Raw genomic sequence first — 21,315 nt, 5'->3', positions numbered from 1 at the left:
AAGGAGAGAACGAACATGGTACGTTTTATTACTGACAGCGGTGCTGATGCACCTAAAGAATTACTAGACGCTTACGGCTTCACCGTCATGCCGTTCGGCGTGTTGATTGACGAAGAGACATTTTTCGACGGCGAATCGATTTCACCGGTCGAATTATATGAAAAAATGCGGAACGGGGCGGCACCAAAGACGTTTCAAGTAGAAGTGTCACGGATGGTCGAAGTCTTTACAGAACACTTTAAACAAGGTGAATCGTTCATCTATCTGGCTTTCTCAAGCGAACTATCCGGTACGTATCAAACCGCAACGATGCTCGCAGCAGAACTTGCTGAAACGTATCCGGATGTCCCCTATGCCATCATCAACACGAAAACAGCCTCGACCGGTCAAGGACTGTTCGTGTTAGATGTCGCTGAATTTGCGAAAACCCATTCGTTTGAGGAAACAAAAGCGTATGCCGAACAAAAAATCAATACCGTCCGTCATTTGTTTACGGTCGAATCGCTCGAATACCTGATGCGGGGCGGCCGTGTTTCGCGGGCCAGTGCTTTCATCGGTGGTTTACTGTCGATTCTTCCACTTTTGACGGTCGAAGACGGGAAACTGATTCCAAAAGAAAAGATCCGCGGTCAGAAAAAAGTCATGAACCGGATTGTCGAATGGATGGAAGAAGCACGTCCGTCGATCGATGGACACCGCATCATCATCGGGCACGGCGACTCGATCGAACGCGCGGAACAACTGAAACAGTTGATTGAAACCCAGTTCGCACCAAGCGAAGTTTTAATTACGATTGCCGGCGCGGCGATCGGCTCGCACACCGGTCCCGGATTAATCGTCATCGGCTATGATTTACCGGCCTGATTCGTCATTTAAAAAATCCGAATGTCTCCACCTCTTCTTATGGATAGAGGGATGGGAGCATTCGGATTTTTTTAGTTATTTTATTAAAAATAACCTTTTACGAAGTCATTAAATTCGAGTTCGGTTTCATTCAGATTTGCCGGACACAACTGGTTCCCCTTGATTCAAGTTGACCGTCAATGGTTTCGCCGTTCCTTTACCCGAGAAGTTTTCAATCAAGTCTTTGACATCGATGCCGGATGACGCTTTCAGTGTCTCCTGCAATGACGCCATCAAGTCGGTTGCGTATCCGGTCACCCGGTTTGCTCCGCCGCCTTCGCCGCTCCCTGTATCGACGACTGTAATCTTGTCGATGTTGCCGAGTGGTGCTGCGACCTGTTTCGCATATTCCGGCATCATCCGGACGACCATGTCGAGAATCGCCGCTTGTCCGAACTGTTCGAATGCTTGCGCGATCTTTTCTTTCGCTTCCGCTTCCGCGAGACCTTTCAGACGGATGATATCCGCTTCCGTCTCCCCTTGCGCCCGTTCGGCTTCCGCTTTCGCCAGACCATCGAGACGAATCCGTTCGGCGTCGGCTTTCGCAGAGGCTTCAATCCGGTATTTCGTCGCATCGGCTTCCGCATATTGTTTCGCCCGGTCGGCCTGGGCCGCCTGCTCGATGGAGTAACGATCGGCGTCGGCCCGTTTTTTGACTTCCGCATCGTATTGTTTCTCGCGGCGGAGAATTTCACGTTCTTCGAGCTCGATTTGTTTCTGACGTTCGATGATTTTGATCTGCATTTGTTGTTCCGTGACTTCCTGCTGAGCGCGGGCATTTTCAAGGTCATACGCTTGGTCGGCTTTTGCTTTTGCGATATCCTGCTCGCGGCGGTAATCGGCCATCTTCAGTTGATTTTCTTTTTCCGCTTCCGCAATTTCCGTTGCCCGTTCAAGTTCCGCTTTTTTCGCATCTTTTGAAGCTTCCGCCCGCTTGATCCGTGTTTCTTTTTCTGCGTCGGCTGTTGCGATATCGGCATCGCGGCGGACCTGGGCAATCCGCGGTTTCCCGAGTGATTCCAAATAACCGTTTTTATCGCGGACGTCTTTGATCGTGAACGAGACGATGATCAGTCCCATTTTCGCTAAATCCTGTGACGCGACACGTTGCACTTCCTGTGAGAATTTATCACGGTTTTTGTAAATTTCTTCGACTGTCATCGAACCGAGGATTGACCGTAAGTGCCCTTCAAGGACTTCCCGTGCTTCGCCTTCCCGGTCTTCTTTTGATTTACCGAGGAATTGTTCGGCTGCCGTCGCGATTTCAGAAATCGAGCTGCCGATTTTGATGATTGCTGTCCCGTCTGCCATGACCGGAACACCCTGCTCTGTATAGACTTCCGGTGTCGTCACTTCGAGCTTGCTCGACAGCAGACTGAGCGGGGATGCTTGTTGAAAGACAGGTAAGATAAACGCTCCGCCGCCACGGATGATTTTGACCCGGTTGCCGGATTCATCAGTGTTGACGGTCGGACTGTTCCCGAGATAACTCCCGGACACGATCAACGCTTCTTCCGGTCCGACTGTGCGGTACTTTGTGACGAATAAGGCGATCAGCGCTAAAATCAGTGCGCCGGCTATGATTGCTACAATAATAATCGGATTCATGAAAACATCTCCTCTTTCCACTGCGTAGGATAGGTCATGACATGCGCCACACCTTGTTTAATTTCAATGATGATGACTTTTGTTCCTTGTGCCAGAGCCGGACCTTCAAAAAGAACGGCGGATTTGGCAATCCGTCCTGACACATCATCGACGAGAATTTCACCGTAGCCGTCCTCCGGAATCGGGAGGATGACGATGGCACTGCGTCCTTCAAGCGTCTGTTCCGAAAAACTGATGGATTGCTCCGCTTTCGCAAGCGGTACAAAAATGAATAAATGCAACAAAGACGTCAAGATGAGACTGATACCGGCACTGATCAGCAAAATAACGAGCGAACCAAGTGACGTCAGATGCTCGAGTCCAAATCCAAAAGCAGATGTCAAAATGACAAAGGACAGGATTAACGTCGGATGAAAAATTTGATCGATGCCCGGAATCAAATCGGAAAAGACGACAGACAATAAAACGCCGCAGGCAGCAGCGGCAAGGGCATACAGATAAAGCGTACTAACGTCCATCTTCGGTCACCTCGATAAACGGATTTGATCCGTACAGTTGCCGATAGGTTTGAAGATACGCATGTCGATTTTCTTCATATAACAATTCGGCTAATTCTTTTTCCCGTGGACTGTCTGCTTCCTGACATCTGCGGGCATACTTTTTTTGTGCCGCGTAATGCCGTGCGAGCAAACTTTCGAGTGTCCGGGAATTGTTTGATTCAGATACCGGCCGTGTATCTGAAAAAGATCGTTTTTTCATCCGCCTGCTCCTCTCTTCTGTGCTGAGCTCTTCTTTATTTACGGTTTATTTTTGGAAATAGTTTCAAAATGACTGGTTTTTTTACATTTTTCCTTCTGCGTCTGCGTTCCTCCACTGAAAAAGCCGATCCCTCAAAAAGGAATCGGCTTCATTGAATGCATCTTTTTATTGATTTCTTCGGACAATCAGTAAGGTATACACGAGCAATGCCAGACAATCAAGTGTCATGATGATCAAGCCCATCGGCAACGCCGACTCTTCCCCCATCACGCCAACGAGTGGCGAGACGAGTGAGCCGACAAGCATCGGCAACAGACCAAGCAAGGCCGAAGCACTTCCGGCCGTCGAACCGTAGTTTTGCATCGCCAAGGTAAAACCGAGCGTCGAAATCATCCCGACACTCGAAACGACGAAGAACAACGGAATCATAACGAGAATCAAGGAGTCGGATAACGTCAGCGCAAGAAACAGACAGATCCCGGCTAAGGCGACGACCGTCAAGGCGATCCGCATCATTTTCTCACTGTCGACGCGCCCGGCCAACCGTCCGGCCGTTTGGGCAGCCAGAATGATTCCGATCCCGTTCAGACCGAACAGAAAACTGAATTGTTGCGGACTCGCCCCGTAGATGTTTTGTAAAACGAACGGGGAACCGGAGATATACGCAAACATCGCACCCATCGCAAACGCTTGGGCAAAGGCATACCCGATGAAGGTCCGGTCTGACAGCAAGCGTCCAAACGTCCCGAAGGTCGTCTTCAAATTCCCTTCGACCCGGTGATGAACCGGCAGGGTTTCCGGCAACCGGAACGCGACTGCAATCAGCATCAACGTACTTAAGATGGCAAGCAGATAAAATACGACGCGCCAGTCGCCGAACCGCAAAATTTGGCCCCCGATGATCGGCGCCAAAATCGGTGCCGTTCCGTTGACCAGTGATAACGCCGCAAAAAACTTCGTCAATTCTGGCCCTTCGAACAAATCCCGGACGATCGCCCGCGAGATGACGATTCCGGATGCACCGGCTGCTCCTTGAACGAAACGTAAAGCAATCAAAATTTCAATCGTCGGCGCAAAGGCACAGGCGAGCGATGCCAGTAAATAGGCAAATAAGGCCAATATCAACGGACGTTTTCGTCCCCGGACATCACTGAGCGGACCGACGATGATCTGCCCGATTGCCATCCCGAGCATACAGGCGGTCAAGCTTAGTTGAATCGAGGAAGCACTGGCGCCAAATGAACGCGACATGTCCGGAAATGCCGGTAAATACATGTCAATCGAAAGTGGACCGAGTGCGGCGAGTGATCCTAAAATCAGGATTAGGGTCAATCGTTTGGTTTGAATCGGTGAAGTGTTCATCATGATTTTCCTCCTTCCTATTAAGATGTCACGTAGTCTAAATCGTGTAAGACATAAGCTAAAAAGAAGACGACGGATGGATTTTCATAGGCCGTTTGGACTTTCTTCAACTGGGCCCGGTAACCGGTCTCATATTCCACACCATTCAATTTTCGTTCCATGTTCATCTTGATCAACGCATCGAGCTTATCGACGACATCAACCATCTGTCCTTCGTACGTATCATCTTTTGCTTCGACGACGAACCGGTGAAATTCCTTTCGCATCGAGGACGGCAACAAATTGATCAACGCTTCGCCTTCCGTCCGTTCATACGCTTCAAAAGCTGCTGCCGTGACCGGGGTCGCATGTTTGACAGGTCCGAGGACATCGCCTGTTGTCCCTTCGACCAGGTCATGACACAACAGACGCGAAACGACTTCTGCCGTATTGATCTTCACACCGTATTTTTTGGACTCAATCAATCCGTTGAACAAACCGAGTGATGCCGCACGGAACGCATGTGTCGCATCATTGTCGTCAATCGTATTGAATCGTCCTTTCCAGCGCCGAATCGTATCCATCATCAAGACGTTGTCAATGAAACGTGACATGTCATCCTCTGCCCAAACTGACTCCGTCAACGTCCGAATTGAAAACAACGGATGAACCGATAGTGCCTCTTTGAGTTCATTCGCCTTGTCGAGGAAAAACGTCGATCCCGTCACTTCTGCTTCCCGTTTCGCAAACAGCATCGCATCAAACGTGTCGATTGCTTCGACCAGCTTTCCTTCTGTTGAGTCATCTTCTGCAAACACCAGATAATTCGTGAAATCCGGTTGAAGGGACTTCGACAGCAACGCAACGAGTTTTTCACTCGCCTGGCGCTCCATCGCCTGGATGTGGGCATGCAACGTCGGTTCTTTTTTTGTCCGGTGTTTAATCGGTCCCGTGATGACCTCGTTCATATCGTGGAACAAGGATTTTCCAAGCAACGTCAATCGATCGTATTTAGTATCTGCTACCTCTTCTTCAATATAACTCGCCATCAAACTGAATAAAGCGACACGAAAGCTGTGACTCGCCGCATTATCCGGAAAGCGAGGGGCATATTCGTCCCAACGCGGGACATTCTGCATCCGTGTCAACATGCGAATAAAATTACCGTTTTGCATCGTCATCTCTCCTCATAAAAAACGGACAGAGGAATGATGACCCTGTCCGTTTCTAATTATTATTCGTCTGTTTTCGTACCACTTCTAAACCAACCTAACACTAAAATCAAGACGAGTACAATCCAGAAAATCGATTGCCAAAGCGTGCTTTCCGGGAATTCATGCGGTAAGACATGAATCGACGGATGCGCCAGTGTCATGACGACAAGCTTGACCCCGACCCACGCAACAAGCCAAAAGGCAGCTTCTTCGATTCCCGGCCGTTTTTGTAATAAGACGACAAACCAGCTGGCGAAGTAACGCATGATGACAAGTCCAATGATTCCGCTGAAGAAGACAACCCAGAATTGTCCTGTGTTCAAGCCGCCGATTGTTCCGCCGATCATTGGTAACGTCGTCGCCATCGCAACAGCTGCGAGCGTCGAGTCGACCGCGAACGCTAAATCCGAGAACTCGACTTTGACAACCGTCCACCAAAAGTTCGGCGACGCTTTTTGTGACGCCATTGCATCGGGAACCTGATGTTTGTTTGAACGTGCTTCGATAATCCCTTTGAAGGCAACATAGAACAAATAAATGGCGCCGAGTGCCTGAAGCTCCCAAATCGTCGCTAGGTAAGACGCGAAGAAAATCGCAACGAAGCGTAAAACAAGTGCTCCGATCAATCCATAAAACAATGCCTTTTTTCGTTGATCGTCCGGCAACGGACGTACGAGAACAGCCATGACCATGGCGTTATCAGCTGACAGCAGACCTTGTAAAATGATTAAAACAAGCCCAACCGTCGCATACTGTGTAATTAATCCAATATCCATAAAAACGAATCCCCTTTTTGTTCAGTAAGTTTATTATAAGGCCGCTTACCTAAAAGCAAAAGACTCAAGACTTAAATCTGACGGTTCTTTTTATCTGCTCTTCCGGATTAGTAGACAAAAAAAGACTCCCCTTGAAGGAGAGCCTAATTGAAATTACAGATTTTTTTCGACTTTCTTTTCAGCATCCGGATTTGATTTCGTCTTCGGAGAAGAGAACCAACCCCAGAGTGCGAGACCGATCATGACTGTCCAGAAGAAGATTTGCCACGGTGTGCTGTGGGCGAATCCTTCCGGAAGTTTCCATGCTTCGAAAATCGTACCTTCGATTGATGCATGGTATTTAGGGTGTTCGAGTGCGAGGACCGCAAGTTTTACACCGACCCAGGCAACGATGGCGAATGCTGCTGTTTCAAGACCCGGACGTTCCCCCAGTAACTTAACGAAGACGCGGGCTGCAAAACGCATCAGGACGACACCCATCAGTCCACCTGTCAAAATGACGACGAAGTGACCGGTGTTCAAGCCACCAATTTCACCTGTTCCCCAGTTCGGGAGCGCAACGGCAAGTGCGACGGCTGCCAAAATTGAATCGACGGCAAACGCGAGGTCGGCGAATTCAATCTTCGCGACTGTTTTCCAGAACTCGGCTTTAGAAACCGGCTCATCTGATTTCGGTTCTGCGTCGAGTTCATTTTCCGCCCCATGATTCTCACCGATTCGCCGGGCTTTGATCGTCTTATAAATATGCCGGAGTCCCATGATTAACAGGTAGGCGGCACCAAGTGCTTGGATCTGCCAAATATCGACGAGGAATGAGATTGCGAACAATGCTGCAAATCGAAGAACGAATGCTCCTGCTAATCCATAAAATAAAGCCTTTTTCTGCTGCTCGCCCGGTAAATGTTTTACCATGACGGCCAAGACAAGTGCGTTATCTGCCGAAAGGAGTCCTTCTAACGCGATTAAGACGAGGACAACCCAGGCATATTGAAGTACTAACTGCCAATCCATCTACTTCATTCCTTCCTAAGTTATGATTTTAAATTGAAAATCAAGTTTTCATTAGACACATCGTTTATGCGTTCATATGAACATATACTATAGGATAATATACCCGATTGCAAGCAAGTTATACCTGAAAATAAGCAAACTGTTTCTTCCGAGCCTTGTAAGTTTTGTTTTTAGGAAGGTTCGTGATAAAATTCATAGCAACGATACGTCGCGACAACACATTCACGGAATCATCAGACTTGCTCGTCTCTAGCATTCCTGTCATGTTATTACTACTTGCATTACTACAAAAGGACAAAGGGGCCGATATGAATGTCTACCTACCCGGTTACACTGCCAACCAAAGAAGAGCGCCACAAGCTGTTTGGTTCTGTTCCTCCTATTAAAGGGACAAAGCCGACTGAAAAAGATAAAATGATCGACTTGCAAAATACACCGAAGAATTTCCTATTCGCACTCGATGCTGTAGGAATTTCAAACGTCAAACATCCTGTCGTCATCCAAGACGGCGAATCGACACAAGCAACTGTCGCGACATTCGAACTGTCTACTTCGCTTGTTCAAGACCGTAAAGGGATCAACATGAGCCGTTTGACGGAACAACTTGATCAGTACCATAACGAGGGGTGGGTCATCACGAATGAATCCCTCATCCAATTCGCACGTGAACTTGCTGAGCGGATGGAACAGACCGAAGGACAATTGACCATCCGTTACCCATGGTTCTTCACACGTAAAGCGCCTGCAACAGGACTCGGCGGATTGATGAATGCCGAAGTCTGGCAAACAGTCAGCGTCGACACAGAAACAAACGAAGCGACCTTGTCTGTCGGTCTGACGATTAACGTCACGACACTTTGCCCATGTTCAAAGGAAATCAGCGAATACAGCGCGCATAACCAACGTGGTTATGTGACAATGGAAGCTTCATTACGCGATGAAGCGGATGATTTTAACTGGAAACAAGAACTTCTTGATGCAGCAGAATCAAATGCATCGGCACCTCTGCACCCGGTCCTGAAACGTCCGGATGAAAAACGTGTCACAGAGATGGCCTATGAAAACCCACGTTTTGTCGAAGATATGGTGCGCCTAATCGCCGCTGATCTTTACGAAATGGATGCCATCGCGTCGTTCTTCGTTGAATGCCGCAACGAAGAAACGATTCACCAGCATGATGCGATTGCACGCATCACCTTTGATAAAGATGCACAGTAATCTATAAGGAAACTCCAACCAATCCTCGGATCGGTTGGAGTTTTTTTTCGTTGTCCTCCTTTTCGGTAACGTTTACACTTAGGACGAATGGAGGGATGTCATGTTTGAACTCATACCCTTTTTACTGGAACGACTCGGAATCATGATCATTTTAGCGTTCATCCTCGCCCAGTGGGGACCGACAAGGCGTTTACTGAAACAGCCTGAAGCCGGCTGGCAGTTCGGGTTGTTGATTCTGTTTTTCGCCACATACGGGATTTTGAGTAACTACACCGGTGTCAAAGTCGATTTGGCCAAGTTTTTACCGCACACCTGGCTCGAACAGGTCGATGGTACATCGGCTATTGCGAATACACGGACGATGATTGTCGTCATCAGTGGATTGCTCGCCGGTCCACTCGGCGGCACGATCACCGGTCTGCTCGTCGGTGTTCATCGTTATACACTCGGTGGTTTTACCGCCTTTGCTTGTGCTTTATCGACTGTCGTCGCAGGAGGTGTCAGTGGCTTACTCCGTCCTTACTGGCGCGATCGTCTCGGCAGCCAAGCGTTATTACCGATTTGTCTGACCGGCTTTTTAATGGTTTTCGAAATGTCTTTAATTCTTCTGTTGTCCGATCCGTTTCCAGCTGCCCTCGAACTGGTCCAGTTCATCTTTCTTCCGATGACCGTCGTCAATGTCCTTGGAGTATGGCTGTTCTTATCAATCATCCGTCTCGCAGCGCGGGAAGAAGAGCATGTCCGGGCCCGTGAAGCGGAACGCTCCCTGCATATTGCAGATTTGACCTTACCGTATTTGACACGCGGCTTAAATATCCAAACGGCTGAAGCCGTTGCCGATATCTTGTTACAACAAACACGCGCCGATGCCGTCTCCTTGACCGATCAATCGGTTATTTTGGCACATATCGGCGTCGGCAGTGACCACCATCGATCCGGCGGGCACTGGACGACCCGTCCGACGGAACATGTCCTGACAGACGGACAACTCCGCCTCGTCACTGATCAGGATGAGATTGGCTGTCCGAAAGCCGACTGCCCGTTACAAGCCGGAATCATCGCGCCGTTGACGATCGGTGAAACGACGATCGGGACATTGAATGTTTATTATCCTCACCCTGAATTACTCGATGCGGTCGAAGTCGAATTGATCGAAGGACTGGCGAAGCTCTTTTCGACCCAACTCGCTCTCGGCAAAGCGGAACGGCAAGCCGGTTTATTAAAGGATGCCGAAATCCGCGCACTCGAAGCGCAAATTCATCCGCACTTTTTGTTTAATGCCATCAATACGATTTATGCGTCGTGCCGGACAGATGTTGAACAGGCCCGGACATTACTGCTGGAACTGTCGACCTTTTTCCGCAGCAATCTGCAAGGCGCCCGCTCGACGAAAATTCCATTGCAAAAGGAACTGGAACATATCGAAGCCTACATCTCGCTTGAAGCTGCCCGTTTTCCCAGCCGTCCGTTCGTTGATATTGATTTAGAGGAAGGCACAGAACAACTACTCGTTCCTCCGTTTATTCTCCAACCGTTAATCGAAAACGCCTTCCAACATGCGTTCAGTCCCGGACAAACCGGATATGTCGGTGTCACTGCCTGGTTGACCGCCGATCAATTGGTATTGGAAGTCGTCGATAATGGACGCGGGATTGAAGCGGAGCAACTCACACGCCTCGGCCGGGAAGTCATCGAATCGCGTGGCACCGGGACCGCCCTGTTCAATACTGCGGAACGAATCAAAAGCCTGTATGCCGAAAACGGTTCTTTCCGATTGACCAGTCAACCTGGAGAAGGTACGACCATTACCATCCATCTGCCGATCGAAACAGGAAAGGAGGCGCCGCATGCGCACGATCTTAATTGAAGATGAACCACTTGCCCGCGATGAACTACGGTATCATGTCGTCCGGGCCGGACTCGAAGTCATCGCCGAGACAGGACACGTCGGTGAGGCTGAACAACTCGTTCGGACGTTGCAACCGGATCTCGTGTTTTTAGATATCGAACTGATTGACGGGAGCGGGCTTGACGTCGCCAAACGTTTGCAATCGATGCCGCATCCGCCGGCGATTTTATTTGTGACGGCTTATGATGCCCATGCCCTCGAAGCGTTCGAACTGAACGCTTACGATTACATCTTAAAACCGTATGATCCGTCACGGATTATTCGGGCGATTGAAAAAATCATGCGAAAACCGGCGCTGAAAACACCGCGGATCGAACGATTGGCCGTCGAATCCGGAGAGCAGTTAAAATTGCTTTCCCCGCAGGATGTCGACTATATCGTCGCTGAAAGCGGAAAAACAAAAATCGTGACCCGTTCCGAATCCTATCCGTCAAATGATACGTTACAGGAACTTGAACGAAAATTATCGGATCACCGTTTTCTGCGGGTCCACCGCTCCTATCTCGTCAACCTGGCTGCCATCGAAGCGATCGAACCCTGGTTCAATGGTGCCTATACGATCAAGATCCAACAGATTGATGTACCTGTCAGTCGGACGTATGTCAAAGTCTTGAAGGAAGCTCTCGGTATCTGAGGGTTTTCTTTTTTCCGTTCATCCTTCTTTTTCGACATGTCATCGGTCAAAACGAACGGTTCATCCGCTTAACGAAAGAAAGCGCTTCCAAATCAAGTACACTTTTCTCATACCAGTTTATGAGGAGGTTCATACATGAGTGCTACACCAATTGTTATTGCCGTCATTTGTATTTTATTGATCGTTTATCGTCTTTATGGCACATTCATGGCTGTCAAAGTCTTAAAAATCAAAGAGGACCGGGAAACACCGGCCCATAAGTTTGCGGATGGAAAAGATTATGTCCCGACCAACAAATGGGTGTCGTTCGGTCACCACTTCGCAGCAATCGCCGCTGCCGGTCCGCTCGTCGGTCCTGTACTTGCTGCCCAGTTCGGCTACTTACCGGGACTGTTATGGCTCTTGATTGGTGCCGTCATCGGTGGCGCCGTCCACGATATGGTCGTCTTGTTCGCTTCGATGCGTCAAGATGGACAGTCGTTATCGGAAGTCGCTAAAAAAGAGCTTGGACCTGTCGCCGGTTTTTGTGCCGGTCTTGCGATGCTATTCATCATCACAATCACGATGGCCGGCTTATCAATGGTCGTCCTGCATGCCCTTGAGCACAATCCATGGGGAACATTCGCTGTCTTCTCGACCATTCCGATTGCAATGGGTGTCGGCATCTACTTACGAAAAGGCGGCAACCTCGCCTTGGCTTCAGTCGTCGGTTTCCTATTAATTCTTGCTGCGATTGGTTTCGGTCCCCAGTTGACTGACACGTTCATCGGAACATGGTTCGACCTGTCGTCACGTCAACTCGCGATTGCGTTACCGATTTATGCCTTCTTCGCTGCAGCACTGCCGGTCTGGTTGTTGCTTGCACCGCGTGATTACTTATCCAGTTTTATGAAAATCGGTGTCTTCCTGGCCTTGATCGTCGGTGTCTTCATCATCAACCCGGACATCCGCTTCCCGGCTTTCACGAAATTTGTCAACGGTGGCGGTCCCATCATTGCCGGTCCGGTCTGGCCGTTCATCTCCATCACGATTGCCTGTGGTGCGATTTCCGGCTTCCACGCCTTCGTCGGTTCCGGAACGACACCAAAGATGATCAATCGGTGGAGCGATATCAAACCGGTCGCCTTCGGTGCGATGCTTGTTGAGTGTCTCGTCGCTGTCATGGCTTTGATTGCCGCGACTTCCCTTGAAGTCGGTGATTACTTCGCCATCAACTCAACACCGGAAGTCTTTGCAACACTCGGGATGAGTACGGTCTATCTCGATGAATTGTCACGGGAAATCGGTCTCGATCTCGCCGGGCGGACTGGTGGAGCTGTTTCGCTGGCCGTCGGTATGACGTTTATCTTCCGGGCCATTCCCTGGTTCCGTGAAATTGCCGGCTTCTTCTTCCAATTCGTCATTCTCTTCGAAGCAGTCTTCATCCTGACAGCGATCGATGCCGGAACACGTGTAGCCCGCTACCTGATTCAAGATTTCTTCGGTGAATTCTACAAACCATTGAAACGTGTTGACTGGATTCCGGGTGCCATTTTTGCCAGTGCGCTTGGAACGTTCTTCTGGGGGTACCTGCTCTTCTCCGGCGACATCGGTTCGATTTGGGCCTTATTCGGTGTCTCGAATCAGTTGATGGCTTCCATCGGCTTGATCATCGGAACAACGATTATCCTGAAAATTGCCGATAAAAAAGTCTATGCGTTAACGACATTCATTCCACTTGTCTACCTGCTCGTAACGGTCACGTTCGCTGACATCTGGATGGTCGCCAATGTCTATGCAAACCCGGCCTCTGCCGGCTTCAGTATTCTGAATACGATCCTGTCGGTCACGATGGGCGTTTTAGCGATCGTCATCACGATTTCAGCTGTGCGGAAATGGATTGAATTGCTCAATTCACCGCGTTGGGAAAAAGTGAAAAAATCAGCTTAATCAAAACCGCTTGGATTGTACACGGATTTCGTGTATCCATCCAAGCGGTTTTTTTATTTACGAACACCCAAATCAGTTGCCCGAAGCGTACCCCATGGCGAGACATCGGCTTTGACCACTAATTTTTTTTCATCTTCGTATCCTTTTCCTGTTCCCTGCTCCACATAATACTGGTTCAATTGGGGAATCGTGACGTATTTGTCATAATAATCTCCGGCAACTGAACCAAAAAAGCGTTCATTCGAGATACGGTCAATCTTGGCATAACCATCAGAATCCGTCGTAAACGTAACGTAGACCAATCCTTTTTTAACGGAATCCGCCGGCTTCAAGTCAGGATACTGCAACATGACATATTCACCGTAGACCGGGCTAAACGGATCATACGGTTCGGCCCGAAAACGATAGCTGTCACCGAACCAGGAAATGGAATAAAAACTGAGGATCACACCGAGGACAACGATAATTTGCAGGACTGGAAACAGATACCGTTTCATGACGGAACCCCTCCTTCATGACGTTTTCGAATCCACCACAAGACACCGGCAATCAGGAAGACGAGCAATGCACCGACAAGGAAGAATAACGACATATCGAGGCGATCCCAGGCATAGATGAAATAAATCGTCAGTTGGACGGCGATGAAGTAAACGAATGGAATCGTCAGGCGACGACCTTGGCGCTCCTGCACAATCAAATAGACAAAGGCAATGATTTCGACGAGCGCAGCAATCAAGATGGCTTGTTCGTCAAACCAAAGGAATCCGAACAAACCGAGCGGCAAAATCCAAAGAAGCGGACGGAATCTTTGATAAATCAAATAACCGACTGCGAGACCAAAAACGGCAAGTGCGATGGCTTCTCCTAAAGGAATGACAGAGTCCGTTGTTTCCGCACGGACTGTTAAATAGATCAGTGAATTGATTGCGGCGACGATTAAATAGAGGTTGTATAAAAAATGACGGTCCTCTTCCTGTTTGACGACGAGTAACAGCGGGACAAGCGCGAACAAGGTCCAAATCGGCCAAAGGACACCGTCGTAAGAGACAAGGGCAAACAACTCAAGTCCCGATACATAAAGAAATAACCAACTAAGAATGAGCGACGGGAAGGACTGGCTGAAATAAAACCAGGCAAGCGAAACGATCACGACGAAGACAATCGATGTCCAGTCGAGGAACGTGGCGTGCTCACTTCCGAATCCGCCAACTCCGGTAAATATATTCAAACCCGAGATGAATGCGAGAATGGCATAGGCCGGATGACGCCACGTAAAGAAATGAGCCAGTGCAGCGAGAAAGACGGCCCAACCAATAAAGGAACCTTGCATGGACATATGGAAGCTCTGAACGGTTACGATGAGTGCTCCGGCAAAGGCAATTAATCCAAGAATTCGAAAAGCGACCGGATTCCAAATGGTACGCCGTTCCGATACATCTGCCAGAACATAACAACTGACCATGATGATCAAAACTAAACCGATTTTAATGAGGACAGGAATCACTTGCCAGTTGGCGGCTAAAAAACTGAGTAGTGCTAAACCGACAAATGTCAATCCGACAATCAACAACAGCGGAACACGTTTCTTTTTTTGGCGGTGGGCTTCATACTCTTTAATCCGTTGAATCGTCTCTGCGTCAATCAAACCAGCCTGTTGCCATTCCATTAATTTCGTCTGTCGTGCCATCACCAACACCTCCCGATTACAAGCTGCCAGGCTATATAAGTATTTTCCCGTTTCTTATTCTATTCAAGCAACATTCATCAGTAATCAGGTCGAAGATAACGTCTTTTTCAAAAAAAACGACCGTTCCTGAAAGAGGACGGTCGTCTGCTGAATTAGACTTTGAATCGTGATACGAGGACTTGCAATTCTTCCGCCATATCGGACAAGGTTTTTGCCGATTGCGAAATATCTTCCATCGAGCCGAGCTGTTCTTCCGTCGTCGCTGCGACGCGCTCTGATGCTGCAGAATTTTCATCTGCGATATGGGCGATTTCCGTTGCCGATGCCGAGACTTCCTGGACGTTGGCAGCAATCTCTTCGACCGTTGCCGTGACATCTTCGATCCGCGGTGTCATTTCTTGGGTCCGCAACATGATTTGTTTGAATCGAACGGCTGAATCTTCTGTCGTTTCGAGTCCTGCTTTCGTATGATGCGACACTTCTTTCATCAGGAAGACCGAACGTTCCGTTTCCTGTTTGATGTTTTGAATCAGGTGGGAAATTTGTTTCGTCGATTCCTGCGATTGTTCCGCAAGTTTCCGGACTTCACTGGCAACGACAGCAAATCCTTTGCCGTTTTCCCCTGCCCGTGCCGCTTCAATTGCAGCATTTAAGGCCAGTAAATTCGTTTGGGTCGCAATGCCGTTGATGACATCAACAATCTTCCCAATTTCGTTCGAGCGATGGGCCAGCGACTGGATAACCTCACCAAAGTTCTCGACCGATGCATCGATTGCTTTCATCTGTTCGACGTTCTTCGTGACAGCTGCTGTCCCGTCTTCTGCTTCTGAAGCGGTTGCGCGCGACAGTTCCGAGACATTCGTTGAGCTCTCCGCAATCCGCATGACACCTGATGTGATAGCTTGCAGAGAAACGGCATTACCGTCGAGTTGACGTTTCGATTGACCTGCCCCTGCGGCCATTTCTTGAATCGAACCGGCAATTTGTTCTGAGGCTGCCGTCGTTTGCGCCGCATTCGCCATCAGTTCTTCGGAAGAAGCCGCGACTTGGCCGATGGATTGATCAAGATTTGAGATGATACCACGCAGTGACAGAATCATCGTATTAAAGCTCTTGGCGACTTGGCCGATCTCATCATCCGACTCGACGACGACTTCCTCCGTCAAATCTCCTTCCTGGATTCGTTCCGCACTTTTCGTCAATCGGTTCAAGGGGCTGATGATCGAACGTAGGATAAAGAATAACAGGAGTGCAGCCAGGATGAACGTACCGGCAATGACACCTAATGTCGTCCATAAAATACCTGCTGTTTCATCCGTGATTTCATGATCGTATAACGTACCGGCGACTTTCCAGCCGGTCAGACCGTTTGTCATGAAGTCCATCTGTTTGTCTTCATCTTCAAATAAGTAAGAGAAGCGTCCTTCTTTTCCGGCGTAAAGGGGTCCGACCCAACTGCCGGACGCTGTTTCACCCGGTTTCAGTGTCGGATGGGTGACAAACTTTTTATCACGATCTAGAATCGTAACGTATCCTTCCTTTCCAATTTTGATTTTCTTGGCGATTTCGGCAATCCGGTCAACATCGACGTCGATTGCGATGACACCACGTCCGTTTCCACCTGTTTGTGAAAGTGTCACCATCATCTTGCCCGACGCAGCATCGACGTATGGATCCGTGATGACGACTTTTCCGCTGGCGCCTTCTGCTGCTTTGTACCAGGGGCGTTCCCGCGGGTCATAATCTTCCGGCATCGACTGCTCCGGATAAATCGTCATCTCGCCGGATGTCGTCGCATAATAAATATTAGCGGCTTGCGGATGCGTATCTAAGTATTCGGTCATTTTTTCTTCTAAGTCGAGGTTCTGTTTGCCTGATTGATACAACGTCCCGTCAATCCGGTCCGCAAAAAAGGCGACATCACGTCGCATCGGATCGATGATATTCATGATTTCATCATTCATCCGGTCGACGCCGGCATGCGCCGACTGCAGAATTTCATTCGTGATTTTTTGTTTGGCCTGGCTGTAAGAAACAAAACCGATCAATAAAGAAGGAATCAATAATAAGAGCATCGATGTCAGGATCAACTTCTGTTTAATACTCAACGTGCGTTTTTTCTTCTGTTCCATATCCAACTCCCCTTCTCGCGCTACATAATCGCTGTTCTAGTTTCTTTATCGGTTAAAATGTATACTTTTTCACAGAAAATAAAAAAAAAGAAGCGGATCCGTTTAGGAATCCGCTTCCAATTTTCATGACTTACGCTTCTTGATCGCCTTTCCAGTTCATCATGCCGCCTTCGACGTTGACGATGTCATATCCGTACTGTTCGAGGAAGCGTCCGACGTTTTCACTTCGTCCGCCTGCTTTACAAATCAGATAGTACGTTTCGCCTTCCTGCAACTCTGTATACCGTTCACCGATTTCAGACATCGGCAGAAAACGGACATTCGGAATATGACCGGCATCGTATTCGTCCTGTTCCCGGACATCTACGACGTGTAAAGATTCACCCGCTTCAAGCTTTTCTTGCAGTTCATCGACATGAATCGTTTTCATGATTATTCCTCCTTTGACGTATCTGTGTCCAGTGTAGCAAAACTGACGTCGAAACAGAACAAAAGAGACCAGCCAAAGCTGATCTCCAGTTCTTATTCTCCGGATGCCTGATCCAGTGGTTGACGCTTTTGCTTATGCATTCCCCGTGCATAATACACAGCAATCAAAATCACGTACCAGAGCGGTCCGACAATCAGTGCAATCCGTGTTCCGGCATCAAATGCCATCAGGACGATGACACCCGCGAGTGCGGCTAACGCAAGATAGTTCGCAATCGGGAAGAACGGAACTGCGAATTCAGCTGATCCGTGCACTTTACGTGCCCGCATCTGAGCAATCAAAATCATCGCCCATGTCCAGACAGCTCCGAATGTCGCAATGCTTGTGACGATCGCAAAGACATCGTCCGGCAAGAAGTAATTGAGTGCGACACCGACTAGCAACGCAACGCCAGAAAGGATCGTTGCAAGTGCCGGCACACCGTTTTTAGAAATCTTCGCAAAACGCTTCGGTGCTTCCTGATTTTGTGACAAGTTCATCATCATCCGTGCTGTTGAGAAAATCCCTGAGTTACATGAGGATAAAGCCGCCGTCAGGACCACGAAGTTAATGATTCCGGCAGCGGCCGGAATGCCTAGTGAATCAAATAATAAAACGAATGGACTGCTGTTATTCTGTCCGACTTGATCCCATGGATAAATCGAAAGAATGACGAACAGAGCACCGATATAGAAGACTAAAATTCGTAAGAAGACATTGTTGACCGCTTTACGGATCGTTTTCTTCGGATTTTTTGCTTCTCCTGCTGTGACCCCGATCACTTCAATCCCTAAGAAGGCAAACATGACCATTTGCATCGCAAGTAGAACACCGCCGAACCCGTTCGGCAGGAATCCGCCATGCGACCAAAGATTTGAAATCCCGACCGGCGTACCGCCGTTCCCGAACCCGATGACGATCGTCAGCGTTCCGAGGATGATCATTGCGACGATGGCAACAATTTTGATCAATGCAAACCAGAATTCGAATTCCCCGTAAAACTTAACGGCAATGAAGTTGATGCTCGTCATCAAAATCAGTGCACCAAGCGCCCACATCCAAGTGGGCGAATTCGGGAACCATTCCTGCATATAAATCCCGACGGCCGTAATTTCGGCCATACATGTGAAAATCCAGAGCAACCAATAATTCCATCCTGTCAGGAAACCGGCGAGCGGGCTGACATATTTTCGGGCATACTCGGCAAAGCTGCCTGATACCGGTTCACGGACTGCGAGTTCCCCAAGAGCCCGCATGATAATGAAGATAATAAGACCACCGATTAAGTACCCGATCAGTATTCCTGGTCCAGCTAATTGAATCGCTTTTGCGGATCCCAAGAACAATCCGACACCGATTGCCGCCCCCAGCGACATCAGTGTAATGTGACGTTCCTCTAATCCCCGATTCAGTTCTGTCTGTTGTTTCATCTGTACGACGTCCTTCCCGTCTGTGTTTGATTCTTAGCAGTTCCCCTAACCGCTACGTTGTCAGTATAAAGAAATTGTGTCCGTTTTGTAAACGTTTTCAAGAGATATTTTCTCCGAATCCCACATACTCGAAATATTCTGATTTATGTAACGGTACATAAAAGGAGCAACCACCTATACCGAATAGTATACATGACTGCTCCTTTCATAAGGGTTACAAAACTTATTCAACCTTTGCCAAAGATGATTTTGTCATTGTGGTTTTCTTTTCCGTCAATCGGAATAAACCGTTTAAGAGCAACGCGGTTACTGATCCGGCAACGATCGGGCTGTCCGTCAAGACACGGACTTGATCCGGAAGTGACGCGACAATCGCCGGATTCATGCTGATACCGAGTCCGACACCAAGCGCAAGAGCCACCGTGATGACATGATCATTTTTGGAAAAATCGACGCGGGATAAAATCCGGATTCCGCTCGCTGCGACCGTTCCGAACATGACGAGCATCGCCCCGCCGAGAACCGGCTTTGGAATCAGCGTCGTGAAGGTTGCGACTTTCGGCAGGAAACCGAGCACAATCAAAAAGAATCCGGCAAAGATGATGACTTTTCGTGTTTTCACACCTGTCAATTGAACAAGACCGACATTCTGACTGTATGTCGTATACGGGAAACTGTTGAAAATTCCGCCGATGATGGTCGCTGCCCCTTCCGCGCGGTAGCCGCGGGCTAAATCCTGATCCGTCAACTTCTTGTCGGTGATTTCTCCAAGCGTCAAGAAGACTCCGGTCGACTCGACCATCGAAACGAGTCCGACCAGTGTCATCGTCAAAATCGCTGTTGCATTAAAGGTCGGGACACCAAAATAAAACGGTGTCACCATTTGGAACCACGACGCCTCGGCAACCGGGCTGAAATCAATCATCCCCATACCGAATGCAACGAGCGTTCCGATCAGGACGGCAATCAAGACCGCTGCCGCTTTCGAAAAGACCGTTCCGTAACGGTTAAAGACTAAAATCAAAACGATGGTCAGTCCGGCAAGTGCCAAGTACCGCATGTCACCAAAATCCTTTGCTCCTTGTCCGCCGCCGATATCGTTAATGGCAGCCGGAATCAACGAGATCCCGATGATCGTCACGACAGAACCGAGCACGACCGGTGGAAATAAAATCGCAATCCGGCTGAACCAACCGGAAATGACTAAGATGATTAATCCACTGGCGATCAGCGCTCCATAAATCGCGGTAATGCCTTGCAGACTGCCAATCGCAATCATTGGACCAACAGCTGTGAACGTACAGCCGAGGACGACAGGTAAACCGACACCCGTATACTTCGTCACGAAAACTTGCAGCAACGTCGCTACACCACACATGAACAAATCAATTGCAACGAGATAAGCCAGTTCTTCCCCTGATAAACCGATTGCGCTGCCGACAATCAACGGGACAATCGCGGCTCCCGTATACATGGCGAGGACATGTTGCAGACCAAGGCTCGCCGCTTTGGCGTTGGATAACGTCTTCATACCGTCACCGGGTCAACGAACGTCGCCTCTCCGGCTTCTAACTTTTTAATCCGGGCAAGCGATTCGACACGGAATCCGGCATCCAGCAGCTTTTGACGTCCCGGTTGGAATGATTTTTCAATGACGATGCCGAAACCTGCAACTTCTGCTCCTGCCTGTTCGACGAGTTTCGCTAAACCAAATGCCGCTTCCCCGTTCGCGAGGAAATCATCGATGATCAGAACGCGTTCTCCTGCCTGCAGATACTTTTCCGCGACCGTAATCGTACTCGTCTGCTGTTTCGTAAACGAGTAGACTTCTGCTGAAATCGTACCTTCGTTTAACGTCAACGACTTGGTTTTCCGGGCATAGACCATCGGAACCCCTAATCGGAGAGCGGTCATCATCGCCGGGGCGATTCCGCCCGCTTCAATCGTCAAGATCCGTGTGATTCCGGCATCCTTGAACCGATCCATGAATTCATAAGCAATTTCCCACATTAAGGTCGGATCGACCTGGTGGTTTAAAAAGGAATCGACTTTTAATACCTGATCCGATAAGACTAACCCTTCTTGTTGAATCATTTCTTCCAAACGTTTCATAACTGATTTCTCCTTTTTGAACGAAAAAAACGTACAGCCGCTACCCGGGGGCAGCCACTGTACGCTAAAAAGAGAGCAGTAACTCACCACCCGTAGTCGGATCGTTACGGCGATCCGGTAGAGACTCGTGGGCCAATTCCCACTATTATACGAGCGTTGCTATACGTTTATTCGTTGATGCGT

19 protein-coding genes and 1 riboswitch are annotated in these 21,315 nt (G+C 48.8%); of the genes, 5 read left to right on the top strand and 14 right to left on the bottom strand.

The features are described 5' to 3' along the window. Window positions 1-15: 15 nt before the first annotated feature. Complete coding sequence (locus tag AC3IRK_RS01405; protein WP_188005019.1) at window positions 16-864, top strand: DegV family protein; 849 nt, start codon at window positions 16-18, stop codon at window positions 862-864. A 126-nt stretch (window positions 865-990) separates the two neighbouring features. Here the strand turns inward: AC3IRK_RS01405 and floT are convergent, their stop codons facing one another. The 7 genes from floT to AC3IRK_RS01370 all read right to left on the bottom strand — a co-directional run bounded on the left by floT (window position 991) and on the right by AC3IRK_RS01370 (window position 7,612). Continuing rightward, complete coding sequence (gene floT / locus AC3IRK_RS01400) at window positions 991-2,511, bottom strand: flotillin lipid rafts scaffold protein FloT (RefSeq protein ID WP_131503265.1); 1,521 nt, start codon at window positions 2,509-2,511, stop codon at window positions 991-993. Further along, complete coding sequence (locus tag AC3IRK_RS01395; RefSeq protein WP_131503264.1) at window positions 2,508-3,029, bottom strand: NfeD family protein; 522 nt, start codon at window positions 3,027-3,029, stop codon at window positions 2,508-2,510. Before AC3IRK_RS01395 ends, floT begins: the two co-directional genes overlap by 4 nt. Then, window positions 3,019-3,270, bottom strand: a complete 252-nt coding sequence (locus AC3IRK_RS01390; RefSeq protein ID WP_131973406.1) for a hypothetical protein — start codon at window positions 3,268-3,270, stop codon at window positions 3,019-3,021. The genes AC3IRK_RS01395 and AC3IRK_RS01390 overlap by 11 nt, the downstream gene beginning before the upstream one ends. Window positions 3,271-3,435: 165 nt before the next feature. Then, the gene (locus AC3IRK_RS01385; RefSeq protein ID WP_489170285.1) at window positions 3,436-4,635 is read right to left on the bottom strand and encodes a Bcr/CflA family multidrug efflux MFS transporter; all 1,200 of its coding nucleotides are present in this window, start codon (window positions 4,633-4,635) and stop codon (window positions 3,436-3,438) included. Window positions 4,636-4,652: 17 nt separating this feature from the next. Continuing rightward, a complete protein-coding gene (locus AC3IRK_RS01380; protein ID WP_131503261.1) occupies window positions 4,653-5,786 on the bottom strand; it encodes a YfbR-like 5'-deoxynucleotidase in 1,134 nt (377 codons plus the stop codon). 59 nt (window positions 5,787-5,845) lie between these two features. Next, window positions 5,846-6,601, bottom strand: coding sequence for a TerC family protein (locus AC3IRK_RS01375; protein ID WP_131503260.1), 756 nt, complete (start codon window positions 6,599-6,601; stop codon window positions 5,846-5,848). Between the two features lie 153 nt (window positions 6,602-6,754). After that, window positions 6,755-7,612 carry a TerC family protein gene (locus AC3IRK_RS01370; protein ID WP_489170284.1) on the bottom strand — a complete coding sequence of 286 codons (858 nt, stop codon included), beginning with the start codon at window positions 7,610-7,612 and terminating at the stop codon, window positions 6,755-6,757. 312 nt (window positions 7,613-7,924) lie between these two features. Here AC3IRK_RS01370 and folE2 point away from each other — a divergent pair, with 312 nt between their 5' ends. From folE2 to AC3IRK_RS01350, 4 genes are all read left to right on the top strand, one after another. Further along, on the top strand, window positions 7,925-8,830 hold the full coding sequence (gene folE2 / locus AC3IRK_RS01365) for a GTP cyclohydrolase FolE2 (protein ID WP_131503258.1): 906 nt from the start codon (window positions 7,925-7,927) through the stop codon (window positions 8,828-8,830). 100 nt (window positions 8,831-8,930) lie between these two features. After that, on the top strand, window positions 8,931-10,697 hold the full coding sequence (locus AC3IRK_RS01360) for a LytS/YhcK type 5TM receptor domain-containing protein (RefSeq protein WP_489170283.1): 1,767 nt from the start codon (window positions 8,931-8,933) through the stop codon (window positions 10,695-10,697). Next, entirely contained in the window at window positions 10,678-11,373 is a 696-nt protein-coding gene (locus AC3IRK_RS01355) for a LytR/AlgR family response regulator transcription factor (RefSeq protein WP_131973409.1), read from the top strand. The genes AC3IRK_RS01360 and AC3IRK_RS01355 overlap by 20 nt, the downstream gene beginning before the upstream one ends. Before the next feature lie 135 nt (window positions 11,374-11,508). After that, window positions 11,509-13,302 (top strand): carbon starvation CstA family protein, encoded by a 1,794-nt coding sequence (locus AC3IRK_RS01350; protein ID WP_131973410.1) that lies wholly within the window; start codon window positions 11,509-11,511, stop codon window positions 13,300-13,302. 53 nt (window positions 13,303-13,355) lie between these two features. Here AC3IRK_RS01350 and AC3IRK_RS01345 read toward each other — a convergent pair whose 3' ends face one another. From AC3IRK_RS01345 to AC3IRK_RS01315, 7 genes are all read right to left on the bottom strand, one after another. Continuing rightward, window positions 13,356-13,799 (bottom strand): GDYXXLXY domain-containing protein, encoded by a 444-nt coding sequence (locus AC3IRK_RS01345; protein ID WP_426354513.1) that lies wholly within the window; start codon window positions 13,797-13,799, stop codon window positions 13,356-13,358. Beyond that, window positions 13,796-14,989, bottom strand: a complete 1,194-nt coding sequence (locus tag AC3IRK_RS01340) for a DUF2157 domain-containing protein (protein ID WP_131973412.1) — start codon at window positions 14,987-14,989, stop codon at window positions 13,796-13,798. The genes AC3IRK_RS01345 and AC3IRK_RS01340 overlap by 4 nt, the downstream gene beginning before the upstream one ends. Before the next feature lie 152 nt (window positions 14,990-15,141). Next, entirely contained in the window at window positions 15,142-17,121 is a 1,980-nt protein-coding gene (locus tag AC3IRK_RS01335) for a methyl-accepting chemotaxis protein (protein ID WP_489170282.1), read from the bottom strand. 130 nt (window positions 17,122-17,251) lie between these two features. Beyond that, the gene (locus AC3IRK_RS01330) at window positions 17,252-17,551 is read right to left on the bottom strand and encodes a rhodanese-like domain-containing protein (RefSeq protein WP_131973414.1); all 300 of its coding nucleotides are present in this window, start codon (window positions 17,549-17,551) and stop codon (window positions 17,252-17,254) included. Between the two features lie 92 nt (window positions 17,552-17,643). Next, the gene (locus AC3IRK_RS01325) at window positions 17,644-19,020 is read right to left on the bottom strand and encodes an amino acid permease (protein ID WP_131973415.1); all 1,377 of its coding nucleotides are present in this window, start codon (window positions 19,018-19,020) and stop codon (window positions 17,644-17,646) included. Between the two features lie 223 nt (window positions 19,021-19,243). Next, window positions 19,244-20,551, bottom strand: a complete 1,308-nt coding sequence (locus tag AC3IRK_RS01320) for a nucleobase:cation symporter-2 family protein (protein WP_489170281.1) — start codon at window positions 20,549-20,551, stop codon at window positions 19,244-19,246. Further along, window positions 20,548-21,132 carry a xanthine phosphoribosyltransferase gene (locus AC3IRK_RS01315; protein WP_131973417.1) on the bottom strand — a complete coding sequence of 195 codons (585 nt, stop codon included), beginning with the start codon at window positions 21,130-21,132 and terminating at the stop codon, window positions 20,548-20,550. Before AC3IRK_RS01315 ends, AC3IRK_RS01320 begins: the two co-directional genes overlap by 4 nt. A gap of 73 nt (window positions 21,133-21,205) precedes the next feature. After that, a riboswitch (purine riboswitch) is annotated at window positions 21,206-21,305 on the bottom strand. Window positions 21,306-21,315 lie beyond the last annotated feature (10 nt).

This window comes from Exiguobacterium sp. GL_137, from assembly GCF_057834585.1.
The sequence above is the reverse complement of the archived record's forward strand: the minus strand, read 5'-3'. Positions and strand labels throughout refer to the sequence as shown.